The sequence below is a fragment of the Bacillus sp. SD075 genome (assembly GCF_017355165.1).
In the GTDB taxonomy this organism is placed as follows: Bacteria; Bacillota; Bacilli; order Bacillales; family DSM-1321; genus Peribacillus.
This window is the reverse complement of the sequence record NZ_JADILK010000021.1, coordinates 1-21,052: the sequence shown is the minus strand read 5'-3', so window position 1 is coordinate 21,052 and position 21,052 is coordinate 1. Positions and strand designations below refer to the sequence as shown.

Here is a 21,052-nt window from a genome sequence, read left to right as displayed (position 1 = left end):
TATAAAACAAAGCTTTCTCTATTCTTATCTATATTTTATAGGGGCCTGCTAATCAATAAAGTGCTTATGGTTAAATTATACCAAACTCTGGCATGGAAGCCGAAAGAACATTAGCCCACAATAGAAACGTATACAAATAGAAAGCTGGCAAAAAACAAAACGTTTATCACCAGCCTTTTTACATTTTTGTGGGTCTTTAAAAAACCTCATTATTCTATCACTTGGGAACCCTCTTGCCTTTGCTAACTTGCTTTCAATTCTCTCTTCAGGAGCGAAATCTCTTTTCGTTTTTCTTTCGTTACTCTTTGCCAAATTATAGCCGTAATCAACCCAACAATCGTCAACCCTAATAAAATTGTAAATAATACCTTATAACCGTCTGTACCACTCCAGTGGTCCAAACAAGCACCTGCAACAATTGGCATAAAGATTTCTCCGCTATACCCAATAATCATCAAGGGCATGGCAACTGTTCCTGTTGTTTCGACAGGATAGTCTCCTTCCACCAAAATAGCGAAGTGCGTTGCCTGTAATGCATACATTGATATATAAATAATCGCTATAAAAACTAACAGTAATAAGATGAAAGAAGGCTTTCCGGGTAATACGATGAGAGCAGCTAAACCGAGTGCCAGAACACAATAGCCAATTATGACCATATTCGAAATACCAATTCGATCCCCGATAATGCCAGAGCCAAAACTTCCGATTGGGCGACAATATTGTGAAAAGTAACCCAAAGCAGCGGCAATTATTGTTGAAGCACCAAAGGCGGCCGTTGCATAAGGCGTAATATAATAGAAACTATTAATCATCGCATAAGACGTTAAAATAAGAATGGCTGCCAACCAGGTTGTTGGCATTTTGAGAATCCTCAAAAGTATTGCCCAATCAAATTTTTTATCTGCCTTTTCTTTTATTTCATCACTACTGTTGTTACCATCTTGTTCCTTATAAAGTAACATAATCATGATCCCTAAAAGAATACACATCACGGAATAGAAAATAATCACAGAGGACAATGCCAGCCTGTCACTCATTTGCTTTGCTAAAAAGGCGAAGAGTCCTAATACCAAAGCAGATTCGATAACTTTGGCAGCACCGCGTCCCCCTTCAAAAAAGCCGAATGCTTTTCCTTGTTCATTTTCAGATGCTAACGAACGGACGGCTTTTATTAACGCTACCCAAAAGGTCATGATGGATGTTATACCCCAAGCTGCATAGATTAGCAGCAACACAGGGTAAGGGGGATACAATAGTAAAGCAAAGCCTAGAATCCCTGTCGCAAATAAGGATATGGACAACAAGTGCTTCGTTCTCCATCGATCTGCCACATACCCTCCAAAGATATAGGAAATCAAACAGCAAACTCCATAAGCACTGCCAAGCGTACCCATTTGTGTATTGGTTAAGTGAAAGGCATTTAAGAATACATCATAATAATAGTTTCGAAAATAAGGCAATGTATAAATCATTTCACCTGCAATGATTAAAATGACTAGAGTAGGTATATTTTCCCTTAGTTTACCTTTCATCTCTTTTCTCTCCAATCCCTGGCTTTTTAAAGTCCTAAACGCTCAATCCTTTGATCCCAATTCTTATGAAATGCCGGTCGGCCGTTTTCTTTAACATCCATTTCCCCAACAATCATAAAGCTTTCTGCATCAGAAGTTTGCTTAACGGTAATGTCAGCGTCAATCCACCAACCCTCACGGCCAATCCTCATTTTTTGATAAATTGTATATTTCGCGGAAAGAGGATTGGCATTACTTAATGTCAACTCTCGTCTCAAATTGTGTTCAACAGTAACATCGATGTCATCAAAGCGATAGACCCCTTCACCAAATACCCCTCCAACACCATCGGTTATGCAAGTCCATGTCTCCGTTAAAATATCGTATGTAATGGAACGATCGACTCTTCCCTCCGAAAGTATAGTTGTCGGAGTTAATGGGGCGCTTTGGGGACTCATATTCGGTCCAGATACCCGGCTTCCTTTAAAGATTGGTAATGAAAACTTTGCGGTTTCAAGATTCAGAGTAAGTGTTGCATCCTCAGGCATCGGCCAAAACATTGGCCAAAAAGTTGTTGCAATAGACAAACGTATCCGGTGCCCGGCTTTAAATTTATGCCCGCAACAGTCTAAATTAACAAATGCATTTACCTTTTCACCCGGGGTTAACAAGTCTACTTGATCATGTCCATTTAAATGGGTTAAATTCATTACTCCGTAAGAAACACGGGTAACGGCTCCATTTGGTGCCACATCTGATAGTTGTGCGAAGAGCATTGCCTTTGGTCTGTCACTTGTCATTTGTACTTCAAATCTTGGATAACCAACTATTTCTAATGGGCCTTCTAAGACATCCCCTTCAAATACCATCGCCATACCATCATCCAATCGTTGGTCTGACGGACTTTCACCCGGTACTCCGGCCCCCATCCATTCACCTGATAAAAGGCCGTGATTTAAAGGTGTTTTTAATAACACCCGCTCTTCTGTTTCATCTCTTCCTTCTAGCAATTTACCATGAGTCAATTGATAAGTTTGCGTTAGAACTTCATTTGATGGCCAGGAATCGAGTCCCACCCACTCTCCTTTACTTACTGGTTTAATGGAAGAAGGAGGCATACTTTCCTCCAGCCATACATTCACCATTGGTCCATCCATCGCATCGTTCTCTTTTCCTTTTAGCCAATGGTCCCACCATTTAACAGCTTCTTGCAAAAAGCCCATTGCTGGTCCTGGAACTCCATCATGAGGGTATACGTGTGCCCAAGGTCCAATAATCCCCTTCCTAGGAACCGAAAGCCCTTTCATTAAACTTAATACGGTATTCGTATAAGAATCTTCCCAACCATCGATGGCTAGAACTGGCACTTCAATGTCATCGTAATTTTCACAAACTGATCCATGCCTCCAATAAGCATCTCTCGTTTGGTGCTCCATCCATTGCGCCATCCATAAAGGCATTTCCTCTAATCTTTCCAGCCATTTTTCACGCCAGCTATCCCCAACTATATGAGGGTCAAGTGGACGCACCTGATAGGCTAGCATAATGGCCCCCCACCAGAAATTATCATTTAAGAGGCATCCGCCTTTATAGTGGATATCATTGTTATACCTGTCATCGGTAAACCCGAGTGTTATAATCGCTTTTAAATTTTTGGGTCTTCTGGCTGCAACTTGAAGGGAATTAAAGCCCCCCCATGATTTACCCATCATACCGATATTTCCATCACACCAATTTTGCTTTGAGATCCAATCAATCACTTCCAGAGCATCATCTTGTTCTTGCTTTAAGTATTCATCTCTTAGCAGACCATCTGATTCCCCCGAACCTCTCATATCCACTCTGACAACTGCATAACCGTGCCCGGCAAAATAACCATGCATCGGTTCATCTCTTGCCCTTGTACCGTCTGTTTTTCTGTAAGGAATGTACTCCAAAATGGCAGGTACTTTTTGCCCTTCCCTAACTTCAGGCAACCAGATACGACTTGAAAGTCTAGTTCCATCTTTTAAAACAATCCAAGTGTTTTCAATGGTTTGAAACGCATAAGGAAAATTAGTGATAATTTCTTTTTCTTTATATTCTGTTGACATTTTTCATCCTCCTCTTAGTCATTTTTCATCCGCCGTAAAGTGGTCAATATCATTTTTTCAACTCAATTTAAGCACTTTCTAAAAATTTTTAATCGAAATTATAAAACAATCAAAGTAATTTTATAATCATGATTATATTTGTGGAATTAGTATATCATCCGAATATGTGTTAAACAACTTAAAATTTTCAGAATTTTATATTGAATTTTACTTTACATAAAAGGAAAAGGCCTCCCACAGTAAACTGTGAGAGGCCTTCAACTTTAAAAATATTCACATGTTAGGTGAGCACTCATTCTGAATCCTCGTTAAACCCCTATATTTCAAGGGATTTAAGCGATGATTACATCATGCCGCTTATCTAAGAGGTGGTTTTTTGCCCTTAGATGGTCTGGAAAATTCTTGATGTAACCTAGATTTTAAGAATCGAGATTCTATACGGTGGGATGAAAAATAAAAATTAGGTTAGCAGAAAAGCTAGCAATCCTGAATGGTGAATTTTTATATCATTCAAACCCCTATTAATTTCAGAAGGAGAGATTATCAAATCATGATTGACGATGGACTTGTCGCCTTATTCAAGCACACAAGCTTGAGAAGATGGTATTAAAAATGAAACAACGGTTAATTGAAAAGCAGCATAATCCCCACTTTTTTGTGTCCAACTTATTGAATCAAATCCCTAATCCTTAACAAAACTCAGGCTTTGGCAATTCGACCTTGCCTCATTAACTGCTTCAAAGTAAATAGATAAATACCATTTCTATATTATTTCCTTAAAAATCATCTATATTTGATATTTGTTTAATCTCACATTGAGATATATAATAAAAATAAGAGAAAAGAAAGCGTTTTCAATATTTAAATACTTCGTTACTTCTCAAACTATAAGGAGGATTTAAGATGAGCCAAGTAGAAAGAAATTCCAAAGTGCAGAAATTAATTGAGCAACAAAAATTCAATGAGAAAGACATTTCCAAGATGACAGATTCACAGATTGAATATTATCACTGGCTCTATTTTGATGACTCTGTTTATGATTATATGTAACTCAAATATAAAATGATAAAAAGCGGGAAAAACATTGATAATTCAAGGTTTCCCGCTTTTACTTTTATCACTTTCAGAAATAATTTCTTGCAAACCTGTTATTTGGTAATAAGTGGGTTTTAGTTGCTTTTTGACCTTGCTGACTTTCAGCTTCCTTCCTTTTCCCTCCATTCACTTCCTAGCGGCTGGGCACCCGTACATAAAAGAGGGAATGGGCTCTGCAAAACAGTCGAGGGAACAAAGCCCCCACTCAAGCCAAAACATTTTCTAAAGAACGTTTTATAATCCACGTATCACAGTACACTGCATTCAATACTAATCCTACGTTCATCCTTTTTTCACTTCAATGTTGCCTATTCAACATATTTATTAGGTTAATAGGCATTACCCGTTCAACAGTTACTCATATAAAAAAAGCCCTCCTTGGCTGTTACTCAAAGGGGGCTTATATTTCTATATTTGGCACACCATCACATCTCAAAATTCACTGTTTCCTATACAAAAAATACAGTTTTAATATCAAATTATTAGTCACTTACTGGTAACATTTTGGTCACGCACTATAGAAAACCACCGGAAATCACAGTTCATTTCAACACTTCCAAACAACTTCCAAACCTTGATATAGAGAAGTATCCGGGCCCTTTAGTAAACTATAGGATAGGACATTACACTTTACCACGCTGGCAGCGTAGAGATCAGTAATTGATTTTTCTTGTTTTCCAGATGTTTTTGTAGCTGAACCCAAATGCTATCTGGAACCAGGCATACCCATACATCCTTACTGATCGAAGCAGGAGTGGGGTTGAAAGAAATCCAACAACGATTAGGACATACAGATATTCAAACAACGATGAATATCTATGCTCATATTACTGACAACATGGAAGAAAAGGCCTCCCATCAGTTCAGTAAACTGATGGAAGACCTTCAACTTTAAAAGATATTTACATGTTAGGTGAGCAAATAGGTGAGCATTTTTTTCTAAATACTCTTTAAACCCCTATATATCAAGGATTTAAAACCCTATTACATCATGCCGCCCATAGATTGCAGGGCTTCACCTGGGAATATCATACAATCTAAACTTAATTAAACCACACAATGAAACATTTGTTCTTCACTAGAATATACACTCAACAATATATATAAATATCGTTATCGGCACCCATTCGGCACCTTTCTGGAACCAAGGGTGTCTTTCTTCTATTATACTGATCGTTAGCAAGAAACTATTGAGCTAATTACACAAACGCGCCCGATTCTTTTAATTATCGTTTTCTTTAAATATATAGATAAATCACTACTTAAATCTAAAGACTATACTTTAAATCCAGTTCTATCCTTTTCTGTAATTTCTCAAATTACTCTACACGGTGCACCAGCTGCTATTACCTATAATTGGTGCTACGAAAATACCACATCTTGAAGATGCTGTAGGTGCTTTATCGGTTAAGCTTACACCTGAAGAAAAAAACTAAACTGCCAGTTAACCTAAGTCCAAACCTTCACAATTTTTATGAATTTTATCTATTATACCTTTTTTCTCAAATTTCTTATTAAGGCAGATACCTTCTTGCACCTGATAATTCCTCTATATACCCTATAGTATTAACAGGAATGATTTCAACATTTTTCTTTGAGTTTGGCGAGTGAATCATCATACCATTTCCCGCGTACATTGCTACATGGTGTACACTTCCTTTTCCATTATTATGAGCAAAGAAAAGTAAGTCCCCCGGCTGGAGATCATCAAGTTCAACTGATACACCATTTTTTGCTTGGACACTGGAATCCCTTGGTATGGTAATTCCGTATGATTGATACATCGTAAAGGTAAATCCTGAACAGTCAAAACCAAAACCGCTCATGCCGGCCCATAAATAATGCAATCCAAGAAACATTTTTCCTGTTTCTACTAACTCTTCCCCTGTTGGCGCAGGGATTTCAGCTATTGAGTGAAACATTTTGGCGTGTTCCTTTTTTACAAAAGCAAGTTTGCCATTTGGTTTGAGTACTTTATAAGCATTTTTGGTTTCACCTTCATAGGGAAGGCGAGTATTGTAACTAATTTCTATATTTTTTTCTTTAAAAGATGCTGATGGATAAAGAAAGGTTGTAGGTTCGGTAATCATAATAAAAGGTTGATTTTCTGCCTTTGCAAACTTTTTGCTATAGGTTAATTGGGATGCTGGCATCCAACCAGGGTATCCTAAATCATTTCTTGGGGTTGGTTGACTCGCAACCGCTACTTTCACCCAATCACCTTGTCTTTCAAGAATTGTCACTTTATTTCCGTAAAGAGCTTGAGTTTCCAGCATTCCATCATCGGATAATTGCAATTTCTGCTCAAGTGTCATAGCACTCGTCCATTTTCTCATATTCACTGGGTTGGCAGCAGATGGTTCATCAACGGGACGTAAAATATTTGGAGCTGTCCAAAGTGTCGAAACTGAGACATCAACATAAGCGGTTTCATCCAATTTTTTCTCTTTCGCGTCTGCTTGTACATTCGAACCAAATCCTACTACTAGGAAAATGGCGATAATCGTTAAAATGGAACGTTTCATATCCAAGTCCTCCCCCTTTTTCTATTTAACAATCGTTTGATTCCTTGAAACTATTATCCAATTTATATACTAATACATCGCTATATTAAAACATCCATTACCCTTATTAGACCCGACCAATCCCAGGCAAATCCGATAATCGAATTTCTTCCCCGCCATACATAAGTACATCCGGTTTTTCCGAAAGCCAAAGCGGTGCATCAAGATCAAAGTATTTCACATTAGGATGTGAGGCCGCAAAATGGGCAGCAGCTCCAACAGAAAGGGCTGGTTCCATCATGCTTCCAATCATACAAGCGACTCCATTTGCTTCGGCGATACTCGCAATATTCCATGCTTGTGAGATTCCACCACATTTCATTAATTTAATGTTTAATAGATCAATATATCGACCAGCGACAAGTTTCAACGTATCTTTGGTCGAAAAGAGACTTTCATCCGCCATAATTGGAATCCCAACTCGTTCTGTGACGAATTTTAGTCCCTCCAGATCATAGCTTGCTACAGGCTGTTCGATGAATTCAATGTTAAACTTTTTTCGTTCCATCTCGTTAATCAGCTGTACCGCTTGTTTGGGTCTCCAGCCTTGGTTGGCATCGAGACGAAGCTTAATCGTTTTTGGTATACCATCACGGATGGCTTCTATACGTGCAATATCAAGCTCTGGATTTGCCCCAACCTTCACTTTTAATGTTTGAAAACCATCATCAACACTTTTCCTGGCATCAGATGCCATTTTCTCTGGTGTATCTACCCCAACAGTCATACATGTTTTCAAGTTCTTTTTATCCCCAAGAAAAGCATACAAAGGAATTTTTAATAGTTTGCAATAAGCATCGTGTACAGCAATGTCAGCAGCTGCTTTGGCACTTGTATTCCCAACACAGCAGGATTGAATTCTTTGAAGGACCGTTTGAAAATGAGTAATATCAGCACCCACAAGTTCATTTTTTATTGGCCCAATTAGAGCCGCTTCAATGCCTTCTGATGAGTCTCCCGTAATTACGAATGTTGGTGCTGCTGCCCCCTTGCCAATAATGCCATTTTCAAGCGTTAATGACACTTCAATATTTTCGATTTCGGTTGCTGTTCTTAATGCTGTTTTAAATGGTACACGCAAGGAAACCTTACGACGATTGACTTGTAAGTCTTGTATAATCACAATACTCATTTCCTTTCAATTTTTTTGTAGCCCTTTTAGAAAACACTTAATATTTTAGCAACAATCATACCAAAATAGGTTCCAAGGAATGATCCAATTAATGCCATAATCACACCAACTGGAATAAGTGCGCGGCTATATGCTGCAGCTAACATTGGCGCTGATGCCATCCCACCGATGTTCGCAAGGCTTGCCACCCCAAGTGTAAATAAATCAAATTTAAAGAGTTTCCCTAACAATAGCATGATGATTAAATGGATCAACATGATTAAGAATCCAGAGACAAGATAAATCGGTGCTTGCGCAATATTTGAAAAATCCGATTGCGAGGCAATGAGTGCAACAATAACATATAGCATCACATTGGAAACATCCAATGCACCCGGAATCTTGGCAACTGGTGTTTGTCCTAAAATTAAACCGATAACGGAAGCAAACATAATTGTCCAGCTTGTCCCATTAATTACCGCACCTATTTCAGGAAGATGTTGACCTGCAAAGGTAGATAGAGATGAAATTAATAAACCAATACCCAGTAAATACAACATATGCTGGAATTTTACTCCAGTCTCTTCTTCGGAACTTGCTGCAGCCGCTTCCTCAAACCCCTTTTGAAGAAAGCTTGTATCCGCCTTTGTCCAGCGATTAAACTTACTCGCAAATGGAACAAGCCAAAACATAAACATGACCCAAACTGCGTAATTAATTGTATCCATCATTAAGGCATAACCAAAGATATTCTCCGGCACTTTCAATATGTCTTGAAGGGCTACCATGTTTGCAGATCCACCTGTCCAGCTTCCTGCAAGTGCTCCAAATGCCTTCCACGTATCTTTAATATAAAAGTGTTGAAAAGCGATATAGACTACGATAAAGCCAATCATAATACTGACAACAGCTACTAAAAACCCACCAAGCATCCGCGGTCCTAGTTTGAAAATACTGCGTATGTCACACTTTAATAACATGATGGCCAGCATAGCGGGAAGCAAGGCTCCTTTTACACTGGAATAAACAGTCGCTGTGGACTCATTATCTGCAAAGAGACCACAAGTTTGCATTATCGCAGAACCGATGTAAATAAGAACAATACCCGGTATAAATTTTAAAAAGCGATTGGTGTTAAATTTCTTCTCAAATGCAACCATTAAAGCTGCAAAAGCAACTAATACACTGAAATACATGAATCCATCTTGAATCATTGAAATATCCTCCTTAAAAAGACAAAAAAATCCAGCCTAACAAAAATTCGTTAGACTGGATTTTGTCTAGGTTTATTTAGACAAAGCAGTTATAGCTTGATATTTCTTTAGAGCATCCTGAAAAGCGACAATCATCGCCTTTTGGGAAGAACCAAAATAACGGTTGTTAATATCTTCTACAATTGACTGATCATCCACATGACGTCCAATAAAAAGTGATTGCACAAATCGAATAGTTAAATCTACTGTCGCCGAACAATCCACATCAATAATTTTGCCATCTCTTTGATCGACTACTAATGCCAAAAAATATTGACTGAATTTCATGGTAATCGGGTTATTTTGTGACGACTTCGCATCACCAGTTATAAAAATCGTTTCTTTTTCATACATACCATTGATTTCCTTTCAATCATAATAACAGACGATATAAGGGACAAACAAGGAGCACTTGTAGAAGCTTATATCATGAATTCGTTTTCAAAGGAATACTAATAATATACCATTTCTTTTACTTTCAGACAATAGAGAATTATTAATTATCAGCTTTGAAGAGTAAATTTTATCAAAAATTGCACTAACGGAAAAAATTTCTATTTAGGGTTCTGGTGCAAAAATTACTCGTTAGAAACATAGAGTGTGGTTTCCTTTAAATTGCTAACTTATGAATTAAATTAAAAAACAGACTTGTTTACAAAGATAACGGATTTATTTTTGCTCGAGAGGATGGGCATCCACAATTAAGAAAAGTTGTTGAGACCCTGCTTAAAAGACTTCTGAAAAAAGCAGAAATAGAAAAGAACATTACTCCACACTCATTTAGACATACCCACACTTCATTATTGATTGAAGCTGGAGTTGGCATTAAAGAAATACAACAGCGACTTGGACATACATATATTAACACTACAATGAATATCTATGCTCATATGACCGTCAATATGAAAGAAAAGGCCTCCCAACAGTTTAGCAAACTGATGAAAGACCTTCTCCTATAGTTAGCTTTTTTGTCATAGGTTGCCGTGTTTTTTTATAAAACGAGGACAAATCGAGGACAAGAAAAGCATATTATCATTTTAGACGTTACTATAACAAGGTTTTAAAAACCTAATTACATCATGCCGCCCATAGATTGTGGAGTTTTACATGAGAACATCATACAATCTAACCTTAATTAAAACACACAACAAAACATTTGTTCCCCACTAAAATATTCACTCAACAATATAAACCAATATCGTTTTCGGCACCCATTCGGCACCTTTTTGGTGCCGAGTTTTTTTTCTAATAAACGGATCGTTAGCAAGAAGCTATTGAGTTATTCCACAAACACGCCCGATTGCGGAAGAACAAAGTAATAACTATAATTCGCTAGCCCTAGGTTAAAACAAATGAAAAAGAAATGCGAAAATTGATCATGGAGTAGATAATTTTAAAAAGGAGAAAATATTATGAAAATAAGATCACTTATATAACATTAGGGATACTAGTGTAGCTTTAAATTAATGTTTGATATCCCTCGACTCCAAAATATACGTATTCTTTTCCTCATAGCTCATGAAAACTGATACCCTTAAACTAACGAAGTTTACTTATTAGCTGTATTTTTCTTTCATATCAGACATCCACGCTGGAAGTTGCTTTATCAATCCCATATTGTGTCTGAGCTTATTCCCTGCCGATTGATTAGTGGCTTTGGCAAAATCAACACTTGATGTCAATTCATCAATATACGGAATTACGTCAGGCTGAGAAATTGAAAATGCCTCTACTGACTTCTCAATTAGCTGATTGTCTAATCCCCACTCGTCAGCAAATTCTGTGATAGCTACATGCAGTCTACCTTTTTTCCAAACCTCAAATGATTCATCAAAGTTCAAGTTACTTGATAGATTTCCAGGCACCAATTCGGTATCTACAAACTCTTTGAGTAAGCGAGCTTGTTCATCCTCACCCATATTACTTAACTCTTGAATTTGTTCATAAATGATTCTACGCGTCTCGCTATCGACAGTTTGTACACCGTCGGCAGAGCCAACTTTTGAACCAATCAAACTCAAAATATGCGCGGCATCAATGACCTGCGTACCCGCTAATTTAGTCTTACCAACCAACGGTTTAACCGGTTCGGGCTCTCCTCCGCCGACTGCTGGTGGAAATAAGTTTTTGTAAGCTCCGCGATACTGTAACCAGGTATGTTCGGTAATTCCAAATACGACATCGTCCCATTTGTACTCGTAGTATTGTTCAACAGAATTCATCTGTTCTGCCGTATCCCAAAAAGCAACTTTAAAAGCCTCTTTTGCTTCGTCATCATCTTTGATTGTCTGCCAATCAGTTGGGTCTGGCAGTGTAGGAATCATTTCATCAACCTTAATTTTCAGCTTTTTAACAGCTGTCTCATAGATATCAACGATAGCAGGGCTGCTTTTCCCACCACTACCATAAAGCTCTAAAGCATTATTTACGGTTTCTTCAGTTTTTCGTGGAAATTGGAAATTGACGATAGTTCCGAATTCCTTATTTGATCCAAATACCCTATTCGTCCTTGAATATGCCTGAATCAAACCTTGAAGTTCAAGTGGTCGGTCAACATAAAGTGTATTTAGACGTTTTGAATCATATCCAGTTAATAGTTGTGCAGCAACAATTACTAAGTCAATATTTTTTGGATTTCTTCCACTACCTCCTCGAGTGGCACGTTCTACAACATCTTCAAAATAGGCATCTTCCCCGCGCTTTTTATCACCTGCAATAAACTCAATTCCGGTAAATTCGCTGTAATCTTTAAACATCCCTTTAATGATTTCAGGAGGAATATTATCGGGATCATTCTCGTTACCAAAACTGAATGTCATCGCCACATTCAAATTTTCGTCCCGTTCAGCAAGCTGTTTCTTAAATTCATTGTAATAGGTGATAACACGATTTTTGAATTGAACTGTCAGAATAGCGTTAAATTCTTTACCTTGCGATTGGCTTTCCCAATTGTTTAGGATTTCCTCAACAACTCGTGGGATATGCGTTTCATCTTGGTATTGAAGCAATTTATTCTTTGCAGCTTGAACTTCAACTTCCGCTTCCGACCACCCAGCAACTATTCTCTCAATTTCCCTGTCGCTAAGCTCCGGCTTCTCTTCTTTCATGTGCTCAGCAAGCTGTTCTCGTAAATCATCATAGCTCTTAAATTCCCCAGTGTTGATGTAATCAACATGGAATCCTAGCACATTTCCATCGGAAATAGCTTCGTCAATCGTGTATTGATGCAGTTTTGGTCCAAATAATTTTTCAGTGGTATTGATGACTTCGCTTTTTTCGTTAACTTTTCCTTTAACGTTATTTTCATCAAACAATGGCGTCCCTGTAAATCCATAAAACAGACCATTTTTCTTGAAATAATTTTTAATCGTCCCCATCATTTGACCCATAGTGGTACGATGCGCTTCATCAATAATAAACACGAATTTTTTGTCACGTAAACTACTATCGTGGTTCTCTTCCAACTCTTTAACCAATGAGTTTAACTTGAAGGTTGTCGTTACAACAATCCCTGATTTCACGGCTTTAAGTTGTTTTTTCAGCTGATACGTTTTCTTAGTATCATCAACCGTAACAGACTCATAGGCCGCATAGGCTTTAAAATTCTCACTTGTACGATTATCCAGCTCTCGCCTATCAACCAAAAAGATTACCTTATCAAAACCTGCTCGAGTAGATAAAAACAACGCTGTTTTGAAACTTGTGATGGTTTTTCCTGAACCAGTAGTATGCCAAACAAATCCACCATGAGGTAATTTATCTGCGTTATCCCAACCAAAAGCAGCACCCTCAATCGCTTGAAGGGCATAGACTTGATACGGACGCATTAGCATATGACGCCGATTTTCTTCGTCTTTTGCTTCGTCAATCACGAGGTAATCCCCAACCATTTGGTGAGCCATTGGAATCATCAGAAAATGCTCAACAACTTTTTGCCAGTTATTAATTGGCTTATTCTCTTTATCAGACCAATGGAATACGAAACTTGGGTTAAATTCATCGGCTGATTTTGGTGTTGCAAAGTATCTTGTTTTAATTTCTGTCGTTACCACCATCATCTGTGAGAACGCCATAAAGTTATTGCTATATTCGCCATCTCGATAATATCGTTTAAATTGTTCAAACGCCTCGTCCAATGATTTATCTGTTCGCTTCTGCTCGATATTGATAAGTGGCAAACCATTTATCAGCAAGACAATATCAAACCTATTGCCATTTGGTGTTTGGACTTCTCGGGCAATTTGATAACTGGAATCACCGCCACGAACTTCCGCTTTTTTGAAAATTGTCAGCGTAATTTGCTTTCTTGTAATTTTCGGGTTGTCGTCTCGATAGATCCCATCGATTTTCCCCTTTGCTTCTTCTATCGCTAGGATTTTAGCCGCCTCATAACTATTGTTGATTAAGTTAACTTTCGCCATCACCTGTTTAAACTCACCGTCAGTCAACTCCACACCTTCCAATTGGTCTGCATTAATGCGGTTAAGTTCTCTACGCCAGTTGTTTATCAAGTCTTGAACAGTAACTTTTTGTTTATTGCCATCAAGGAAATCAGGAGCTTCCCATTTATACTGCTTTAGTTCTTTGACAAAGTTTTCTTGGAAGGTTTTCTCTGCCACACTTTTTGGTGCATTACTCATGACCTACACTCCCCTCTATACAAACATCTCATTTAGGTATGCTTTTTTTATATTTTGTAGTTTTTCCAACTTACGCTGATGAAGAGTGATAAGGTGGTCTAGCTGTGCAAAGAAGTCACCAATTTTCTTCTGTTCTTCTTCACTTGGTAACATAATCTCTTGATTCTTTACTAAATCAGAATTCAAGTTGACTTGACTACCAGGCTGTCCGTATTTTTGCCATTTCGGGCGGAACATCTCCAACCACTGGAACATGAATTCACGGTCAAATTTTGGATTTTGGAAGATTAAGAATCCATCGTGTACGCCAGTCTTAACATAGTTCACAACGGGTTTCCCAACCGTTGCAGCGATACTCAATAATAAATGTGGTTCATTTAATACACGAGTTTTTTCTTGACCAGCTTTTGATATACGTTGTTCAAGATAATGAATACGTCCTTCTTGCTCAGTTACATCTGCAATTCGTAACCATCCAATATCAGATTCATCATCAAACCATTTCGGATCTTGAATAGGTCGAGGGCTTGCACCACGTACAATATCAGCTAATTCCCCAACTTTCCGCTGTTCCCAAGCTTGAGTAAATCCAGCAAATCGGCGTTTTGGCTTACGCTCTCCTGCAGCGGGAAACATCTCTGAAAGATAGGCAGATTTCATCGCTTTTGTCTTATTCAACTTACGCTGTTGAAAAGCGATGAGGTTGTCAAGGTTACGGAAAAACGAACCAATTTTAGCCTGTTCCTCATACAAAGGGTACGTTCCAATAAAATTTTCCACTTCCGATTTTGAAAGGTTTGTTTGCCCAACTCCATTGTCAAATTGCAAGAAATAGCGATTCCTATTCATCAAGTTACTAAGAAAATAAGAGTCTGTGTAATCGTGTGGTGTAATTCCAGCAATCCGTTGATTCAAGCTGTATTTATCGTTTTCTTCGACTAAAAACGTCCTTGCTATCGCTCTACCATTTGGAACATCACTGAGGACAAAAGCAATTTCTCCAATACTCAACGGCTCAATTAATTCGTTTGAATATTTTTTAACCCGACGATTTGTGGATACGAATTTTGAGTTTACAACAATGTATTCTCCGTTCTCATCAATGTTCTGCTCGTGAGCTTTCCCATTCCGATAATCAGCCACTTCAATTAACTTACGCTGTTTCCAAGCGTCAGCATTTTTGAACTCTTTAAATCGTCTTTTTGGTACTAACTTTTCATTCTTACTCATCATTCCGCCACCAATTCACTCATCAAAGATTCAAACATACTTTCCAAGTCACGACTTTCAGTATCGATTTTTGAGAAAGTATTCTCATATCTCTTATCAAGCATTTCTAAGGTTGAAAGTTCTGCTTTCAATGGAATTGCAACTAAGCTAACTAATGCATTAACCGTATTACCGAACCACTTTTCATGTACCAGGCTGTCAATTTCTTCATCATTCAGGTTCAAAATCCGTTCATAAATCAGTTCCTTGAGAGCTTTCTCTTTGGCTTTAATAGCTTTGTTTAATAAAGATTTTTCAGTCATCAATATTTCAACTGTTTTCAATAAGTCATACTCAATTGTACCTTTGGTCGCTTTTTTCAATTCAGCTTTGACTGCTTTGACTTCAAAAGAGTCTTGCGGTTCATCTTCATCATTCTTCTTAATTGCTTCATATAAAGCGTTATTCTCATCAGTATCTTCCACTTTAGCGGCTTCAACTAACTCAGATAATTCAGTATCAATTTCTTGGACTCTTGATTTCCCGATCTCAATATCTTCCAATTCAGTGGAGTATAAACGTTTCGCAATTAAATCATTAGGCACAATGCTGCTAACCCAGCCGTCTTGTTCTACACGTTTATTCTTGCCTGTTCCTTTTGTTACCATGTTCGGTTCACGAGTTCGACCGATAGTGTAGAAATCACTTGCTGCAATAAGTTCAGTATCGTGAGTCAAAACATTTTTCCAAATTTCAGCGATAATTTGGTAGCCATCATAGGCATCAATGTACTTAAATTCTGATAATATCTCTTTAACTTCGACCAGCATATCATCCATCAGCTGTGTCAGATTTGACGACCCATCAACATTGCGTAAAATATCCCAGTATTTAGAAACATAATCATGAGCCTTGGTTTCAACTTCCTGCGTCTTAGTAACCACACGACTATCGCTTAATACCTCAGTCGTCAATTCATCAACTGTTTTTACTAACTCTACGTATCCTGGACGAATTGTATTCAGAGAACTCTTCAAAACGTCAGGAACAGTTGAATTCAAGATTTTCAAGTCTTCAATATTCTTTTGCGGAATACCACCAAATAGATGAGCATCGACCTCTTGAGGAATTTCAGAATCATCAGCTTCAACATAACGTGGAATATTCATGTTATATTCGTTCTCGATGATTTCTTCCCGAGTTGCCAAATGACTATAACCTGGAATTTTCGCACGATTTGAATAGGTGTCAACAATCTTAGAGATATCCTTTTCTTGTAGGACATTTTGTTTCCCAACTTTAATAAAGCTATGTGATGCATCAATAACCAATACTGGATCCCCAAGGTCACGATTCTTCTTCAAAATCATAACAACAACCGGAATTCCAGTATTTGTAAATAAATTACTTGGCAAACCAATTATTGTGTCTATACGACCTTTATCCAACAGTCTTTTGCGAATTTCACCCTCTGCTGAACCACGGAATAATACACCATGAGGCAACACAATCGCCATTGTCCCGTTTATACCTAAGTGGAACAATCCATGTAGCAGGAATGCAAAATCTCCCTTTGATTCTGGTGGTAGTACACCAAAGTCAGAAAAACGAGGGTCGCTAACTTTCAATTCGGATTTGTTCCAATTCTTCGCTGAATAAGGAGGATTCATTACTACCGCATCAAACTGCACACCCTCATTTGGACGTTCAGGGTCTTCCGGCCAGTCTTGTGAAAGCGTGTCTCCATTTTTAATCGTCATTTTTTCTGGACGAACGCCGTGAAGCAACAAGTTCATACGAGTCAAGTTATATGTTGCTGTATTTTTTTCTTGACCGTAATATTCCAAATCCTTTTGAACATCCTTGCTCAAATGCTTCTTAACTGTCAATAATAGGGATCCCGAACCGACTGTCGGGTCATAGATAGACTTAACATTTGATGTCTTAGCAGCTATTTGGGCCATTACTTCACTCACTTGTCGTGGCGTGTAGAATTCTCCAGCCTTCTTGCCCGACTCCATCGCAAATTGACCGATTAGATATTCATACGCATCACCAAGTACGTCACCTTTTTGTAGTGCCACCATGTTCAAATCAGCAAACAATAGAATCAGCGCCTTGATGTTTTTACTACGTTCGTTCAAATTGCTACCCAAGGCGGTATCTGTTAAATCCAGAGTTGAACTTGAAAATAAACCTTTAAAGTCATCAGAATCACCCGAAACGGAGATTGTACGTTCAAAATTATTAAGACTATCCGTTACTTTTTGTACCTCAAAATCACCTGAATTAATATCTTTTAACCAAGTCTGGTAAAGATATTCTGGAGAAACATAATATCCGATTACGTTTTGGATCATTTTATCCAGCTCAGCACCGTATTCTTCTTTTGCTTTAGTGTATTCCTCGACTAGTTCAGATTCAGATAATTGTCCAAGTCCTGCATTTGATTTGAATGTTTCCAAAGTTTTATCACTTAAAAACTTGTAGAACATTAATCCAAGCATATAATCTTTGTACCGACTGGCATCCATAGAGCCACGCAATTCGTTTGCTCCATCCCATAATCTGCGTTTAATTTCTTCTGATGTAATCACTTGTTTTCCTCCGTTAATTTATTTAATTTCAATAATATCGCCAATATCAACGCTAAGTGCAACGCAAATCTTAATTAGGGTTTCAATGGAAACAGGCTCATTCTTCCCAAGTTTAGCAATAACGTTACTACTCACTCCTGCTGCATCCTTGAGCTGAGTTTTATTCATCTCACGGTCAATAAGTATTTTCCATAATTTTTTGTAAGTAATTTGCATCGCATTTCACCTCAATCTAATAACCTAATAACAAAAAGTTATCCATCCAAATGCTAAAATAACCACTTTCTATTATATCACGATATATCAAGATAACCTTAAATTTATATGATGAAATTTAAGATGATTTTTGGGGTGTCTTTTTTCATTCAAGTGTAGATTTGAAACAAGTTTTGATCAAATTAATACAAGAAACCTTGATAGTTAAAAAAAATGCATTAATTGGCACAACTAGGGGTATGGAAACGATTCGAAGAATGAGGGGCTCTATGGAAAACAAAACCAAAAAGACAAATTAAATGTTAAATGACAATATAATTGTTCAATTAAAGGGCCAGATTGTGGAACAACAACTAAAAGATTGTGAAGAAATGTACTTAAACTATCGGGCAGGTTAGTTCCATAAGGATTACCTAAATATTAGATCTAATAGTAAAGTTGCGAATGGTGTTATCCATAAAAAAGTTTTTTTTGGACAGAATAAAAAGAAATAGGAATGAAAGAGGATCGGTATTATGGTTTCTTTTTTTAAACAAAAAGGACAAAAAAGCAAGAAGCAAAAGACAGACGAAAAAGATCAATCAATAAGTAAAATACCCCAAAATATTGACAGCTCTATAACAACCAATCTGGATATCGTGAAGCAAAAAACAGGAAGCAGCCCGGATATCATTATCCGAACGTTGAAAATCAGTCAAAATCCTCAAATTAAAACAACTATTTTGTATGTGCAGGGTCTGGTTGATAATCCAAGCGTTACAGACTTTTTAATTGAGTCCATCATGAAAAATCCTCATCTAAAAGAAAAGGTACTTCCACATGAAGCGCTGGAAGTGATCTCTAAAGATGTGGTTTCACTCGGCGGTGTAGAAACCGTCATGGACTGGGAAAAATTATTTTTGTCATTATTATCAGGTGATAGCATCATTTTTATTGATGGCATAAACATAGCCCTGGTTGCCAGTACAAAAGGGGGAGAAAGGCGTTCCGTTCAGGAACCAAGCACAAATTCGGTGGTCCGCGGGTCAAGAGAAGGATTTACGGAATCGAATGCAACAAACATAGCCCTGGTACGCCGCATCATTAACAGTCCGGATTTATGGATAGAGTCGATGAAAATAGGCACTGTGACAAATACGGATGTTTCCATTATGTATATAAATGGGATTGCAAAAAAAGGAATCGTCGAAGAGGTCAAAGAGCGCTTAAAAGGAATAAATATCGATAGTATTCTTGAATCAGGATATATTGAACAATTGATAGAAGATCAGGTCATGACCCCATTCCCTACCCTTGATCATACAGAAAGACCTGATAAGGTCGCTGGAGGTCTCCTTGAAGGAAGGGTAGCCATATTTGTTAACGGAACGCCTTTTGTCTTGTTGGTGCCTGCGTTATTTATTCAGTTCTTTCAATCTGTCGAGGACTACTATGCTCGCTTTGATATAGCCTCAGCTATACGTTTTTTACGTATTTCTATTTTTTTTATTTCGCTAATTGCCCCGGCTGCCTTTGTAGCAGCTACAACCTATCATCAGGAAATGGTTCCAACAGATCTGCTCATCATTCTTGCAGCGCAACGGGATCCCGTTCCTTTTCCGGCAGTTATCGAAGTATTCATTATGGAAATAACATTTGAAATCTTACGAGAAGCAAGCCTACGGATGCCCAAAGCCATTGGGGCGACTATGTCCATTGTTGGTGCTCTGGTGATTGGGCAGGCGGTAGTTCAGGCTGGACTTGTATCACCGGCAGCGGTCATCATCGTATCGATCACGGCCATTGCAAGTTTTGCGACCCCTGCCTATTCCATCGCAATTTCTGCTCGCTTGCTGCGGTTCGTATTTATCATTTGCGCAGGTACAATGGGTTTTTATGGTTTGATTTTAGCTTTGTTTGTCGTCGTAGTTCATTTATGTAGCCTACGTTCATTCGGAGTTCCTTATATGTCACCACTAGCTCCACTTAACCCGGAAGGACTAGGCGATACATTCTTCAGGAGACCAATGTGGGCGTATAAAGACAGACCCAAATTTTTAAGCTCCAATAATAATTTGAAAAGGGAAGGCGATAATCAAAGGCCACTGCCTCCTAAATCACGTGGAATGAAGACTTCTAACATGAAGAAGGGTGACGGCACTGAATCGTGACATGCTTTTACAAAACGGGTGAGTTAGCTGAAGATCAGAGCTGTCTTTAAAGCAGCCTTTTCTTATGTATGGAACCATCGGGGAAGGATAGTTTCACAAGCACAGTGTATTCGGACTGTGACTTAAATTTTTTCATTGTCTGAATAATAACAAATTAAAATAGGAATAATAAAAATTCTGCAATTTATTAGAAGTCTTATGTTTAATGAAAATTTTTCAATTTTATCAGCTGTTTATTGATATTATGAGAGGTGCTAAACCTGTTTTTAGTTAAAATAATTTCACTTTACATACTTATATTTCACTTTATTACTGCATCTATTTATATCTTTCGTTACTTTTCCCTTTAAGGGGAACTCGAGGTGATATTAATGTATGATACATGGGTTTATAAAAATTTCATCAATACAGGGTACTTCGTGATCGTAGTGATTGTCGTATGGATAGTACTATCCGTTCTCTTTATTAATTTTGTAACTAAAAAAGAATAATTCGTTATTTCATGGACTCCTATCTGCACAGTTTGTGTCAACTGTACAATAATCCTTAATGAACTCCCTCAGTTTAATAGATAATGCTCACGAATTCTCGCTTATTCGCAGGATTTCAA

At 37.8% G+C, this 21,052-nt stretch carries 13 protein-coding genes and 2 pseudogenes; 5 read left to right on the top strand and 10 right to left on the bottom strand.

All coding sequences use genetic code 11. The annotated features are described in order from the left end of the window. Window positions 1-242: 242 nt before the first annotated feature. Window positions 243-1,535 (bottom strand): MFS transporter, encoded by a 1,293-nt coding sequence (locus IOC57_RS15015; protein ID WP_207439482.1) that lies wholly within the window; start codon window positions 1,533-1,535, stop codon window positions 243-245. 26 nt (window positions 1,536-1,561) lie between these two features. Further along, on the bottom strand, window positions 1,562-3,607 hold the full coding sequence (locus tag IOC57_RS15010) for a CocE/NonD family hydrolase (protein WP_207439481.1): 2,046 nt from the start codon (window positions 3,605-3,607) through the stop codon (window positions 1,562-1,564). A 903-nt stretch (window positions 3,608-4,510) separates the two neighbouring features. Between IOC57_RS15010 and IOC57_RS15005 the strand changes: the two genes are divergently transcribed. Together IOC57_RS15005 and IOC57_RS15000 are read left to right on the top strand one after the other, a co-directional pair. Next, entirely contained in the window at window positions 4,511-4,657 is a 147-nt protein-coding gene (locus IOC57_RS15005; protein WP_133352832.1) for a BH0509 family protein, read from the top strand. A 763-nt stretch (window positions 4,658-5,420) separates the two neighbouring features. Then, a pseudogene (locus IOC57_RS15000) lies at window positions 5,421-5,597 on the top strand (tyrosine-type recombinase/integrase); the annotation flags it as partial. 619 nt (window positions 5,598-6,216) lie between these two features. Here IOC57_RS15000 and IOC57_RS14995 read toward each other — a convergent pair. The 4 genes from IOC57_RS14995 to IOC57_RS14980 all read right to left on the bottom strand — a co-directional run bounded on the left by IOC57_RS14995 (window position 6,217) and on the right by IOC57_RS14980 (window position 9,984). Continuing rightward, complete coding sequence (locus tag IOC57_RS14995) at window positions 6,217-7,227, bottom strand: C40 family peptidase (RefSeq protein WP_207439480.1); 1,011 nt, start codon at window positions 7,225-7,227, stop codon at window positions 6,217-6,219. 106 nt (window positions 7,228-7,333) lie between these two features. Next, window positions 7,334-8,398 carry a dipeptide epimerase gene (locus IOC57_RS14990; protein ID WP_286184888.1) on the bottom strand — a complete coding sequence of 355 codons (1,065 nt, stop codon included), beginning with the start codon at window positions 8,396-8,398 and terminating at the stop codon, window positions 7,334-7,336. A gap of 26 nt (window positions 8,399-8,424) precedes the next feature. After that, window positions 8,425-9,591 carry a DUF819 family protein gene (locus tag IOC57_RS14985; protein ID WP_207439478.1) on the bottom strand — a complete coding sequence of 389 codons (1,167 nt, stop codon included), beginning with the start codon at window positions 9,589-9,591 and terminating at the stop codon, window positions 8,425-8,427. 72 nt (window positions 9,592-9,663) lie between these two features. Continuing rightward, window positions 9,664-9,984, bottom strand: coding sequence for a DUF3870 domain-containing protein (locus IOC57_RS14980; protein ID WP_207439477.1), 321 nt, complete (start codon window positions 9,982-9,984; stop codon window positions 9,664-9,666). Window positions 9,985-10,259: 275 nt separating this feature from the next. On the opposite strand from IOC57_RS14980, the pseudogene IOC57_RS14975 reads away from it, so the two are divergent. Then, a pseudogene (locus tag IOC57_RS14975) lies at window positions 10,260-10,589 on the top strand (tyrosine-type recombinase/integrase); the annotation flags it as partial. 597 nt (window positions 10,590-11,186) lie between these two features. Here the strand turns inward: IOC57_RS14975 and IOC57_RS14970 are convergent. The 4 genes from IOC57_RS14970 to IOC57_RS14955 are packed head-to-tail and all read right to left on the bottom strand — an operon-like array spanning window position 11,187 to window position 18,292. Beyond that, window positions 11,187-14,270, bottom strand: coding sequence for a type I restriction endonuclease subunit R (locus tag IOC57_RS14970; protein WP_207439476.1), 3,084 nt, complete (start codon window positions 14,268-14,270; stop codon window positions 11,187-11,189). 15 nt (window positions 14,271-14,285) lie between these two features. Beyond that, window positions 14,286-15,500 carry a restriction endonuclease subunit S gene (locus IOC57_RS14965; RefSeq protein WP_207439475.1) on the bottom strand — a complete coding sequence of 405 codons (1,215 nt, stop codon included), beginning with the start codon at window positions 15,498-15,500 and terminating at the stop codon, window positions 14,286-14,288. Next, entirely contained in the window at window positions 15,500-18,076 is a 2,577-nt protein-coding gene (locus IOC57_RS14960) for a type I restriction-modification system subunit M (protein WP_207439474.1), read from the bottom strand. Before IOC57_RS14960 ends, IOC57_RS14965 begins: the two co-directional genes overlap by 1 nt. A gap of 18 nt (window positions 18,077-18,094) precedes the next feature. Beyond that, entirely contained in the window at window positions 18,095-18,292 is a 198-nt protein-coding gene (locus tag IOC57_RS14955; RefSeq protein WP_207439473.1) for a helix-turn-helix domain-containing protein, read from the bottom strand. Between the two features lie 515 nt (window positions 18,293-18,807). On the opposite strand from IOC57_RS14955, the gene IOC57_RS14950 reads away from it, so the two are divergent. Together IOC57_RS14950 and IOC57_RS25930 are read left to right on the top strand one after the other, a co-directional pair. Next, on the top strand, window positions 18,808-20,442 hold the full coding sequence (locus IOC57_RS14950) for a spore germination protein (RefSeq protein ID WP_207439472.1): 1,635 nt from the start codon (window positions 18,808-18,810) through the stop codon (window positions 20,440-20,442). Window positions 20,443-20,804: 362 nt separating this feature from the next. Next, window positions 20,805-20,933, top strand: coding sequence for a hypothetical protein (locus tag IOC57_RS25930; protein WP_286184887.1), 129 nt, complete (start codon window positions 20,805-20,807; stop codon window positions 20,931-20,933). Window positions 20,934-21,052: the final 119 nt, after the last annotated feature.

Excerpts from the sequence above, each read along its gene's own strand:
- IOC57_RS14995 (WP_207439480.1), bottom strand. The coding sequence starts at position 7,227 with ATGAAACGTTCCATTTTAACGATTATCGCCATTTTCCTAGTAGTAGGA.
- IOC57_RS15015 (WP_207439482.1), bottom strand. The coding sequence starts at position 1,535 with ATGAAAGGTAAACTAAGGGAAAATATACCTACTCTAGTCATTTTAATC.
- IOC57_RS15010 (WP_207439481.1), bottom strand. The coding sequence starts at position 3,607 with ATGTCAACAGAATATAAAGAAAAAGAAATTATCACTAATTTTCCTTAT.
- IOC57_RS14955 (WP_207439473.1), bottom strand. The coding sequence starts at position 18,292 with ATGCAAATTACTTACAAAAAATTATGGAAAATACTTATTGACCGTGAG.
- IOC57_RS14990 (WP_286184888.1), bottom strand. The coding sequence starts at position 8,398 with ATGAGTATTGTGATTATACAAGACTTACAAGTCAATCGTCGTAAGGTT.
- IOC57_RS15005 (WP_133352832.1), top strand. The coding sequence starts at position 4,511 with ATGAGCCAAGTAGAAAGAAATTCCAAAGTGCAGAAATTAATTGAGCAA.
- IOC57_RS14980 (WP_207439477.1), bottom strand. The coding sequence starts at position 9,984 with ATGTATGAAAAAGAAACGATTTTTATAACTGGTGATGCGAAGTCGTCA.
- IOC57_RS14985 (WP_207439478.1), bottom strand. The coding sequence starts at position 9,591 with ATGATTCAAGATGGATTCATGTATTTCAGTGTATTAGTTGCTTTTGCA.
- IOC57_RS14965 (WP_207439475.1), bottom strand. The coding sequence starts at position 15,500 with ATGAGTAAGAATGAAAAGTTAGTACCAAAAAGACGATTTAAAGAGTTC.
- IOC57_RS14950 (WP_207439472.1), top strand. The coding sequence starts at position 18,808 with ATGGTTTCTTTTTTTAAACAAAAAGGACAAAAAAGCAAGAAGCAAAAG.
- IOC57_RS14970 (WP_207439476.1), bottom strand. The coding sequence starts at position 14,270 with ATGAGTAATGCACCAAAAAGTGTGGCAGAGAAAACCTTCCAAGAAAAC.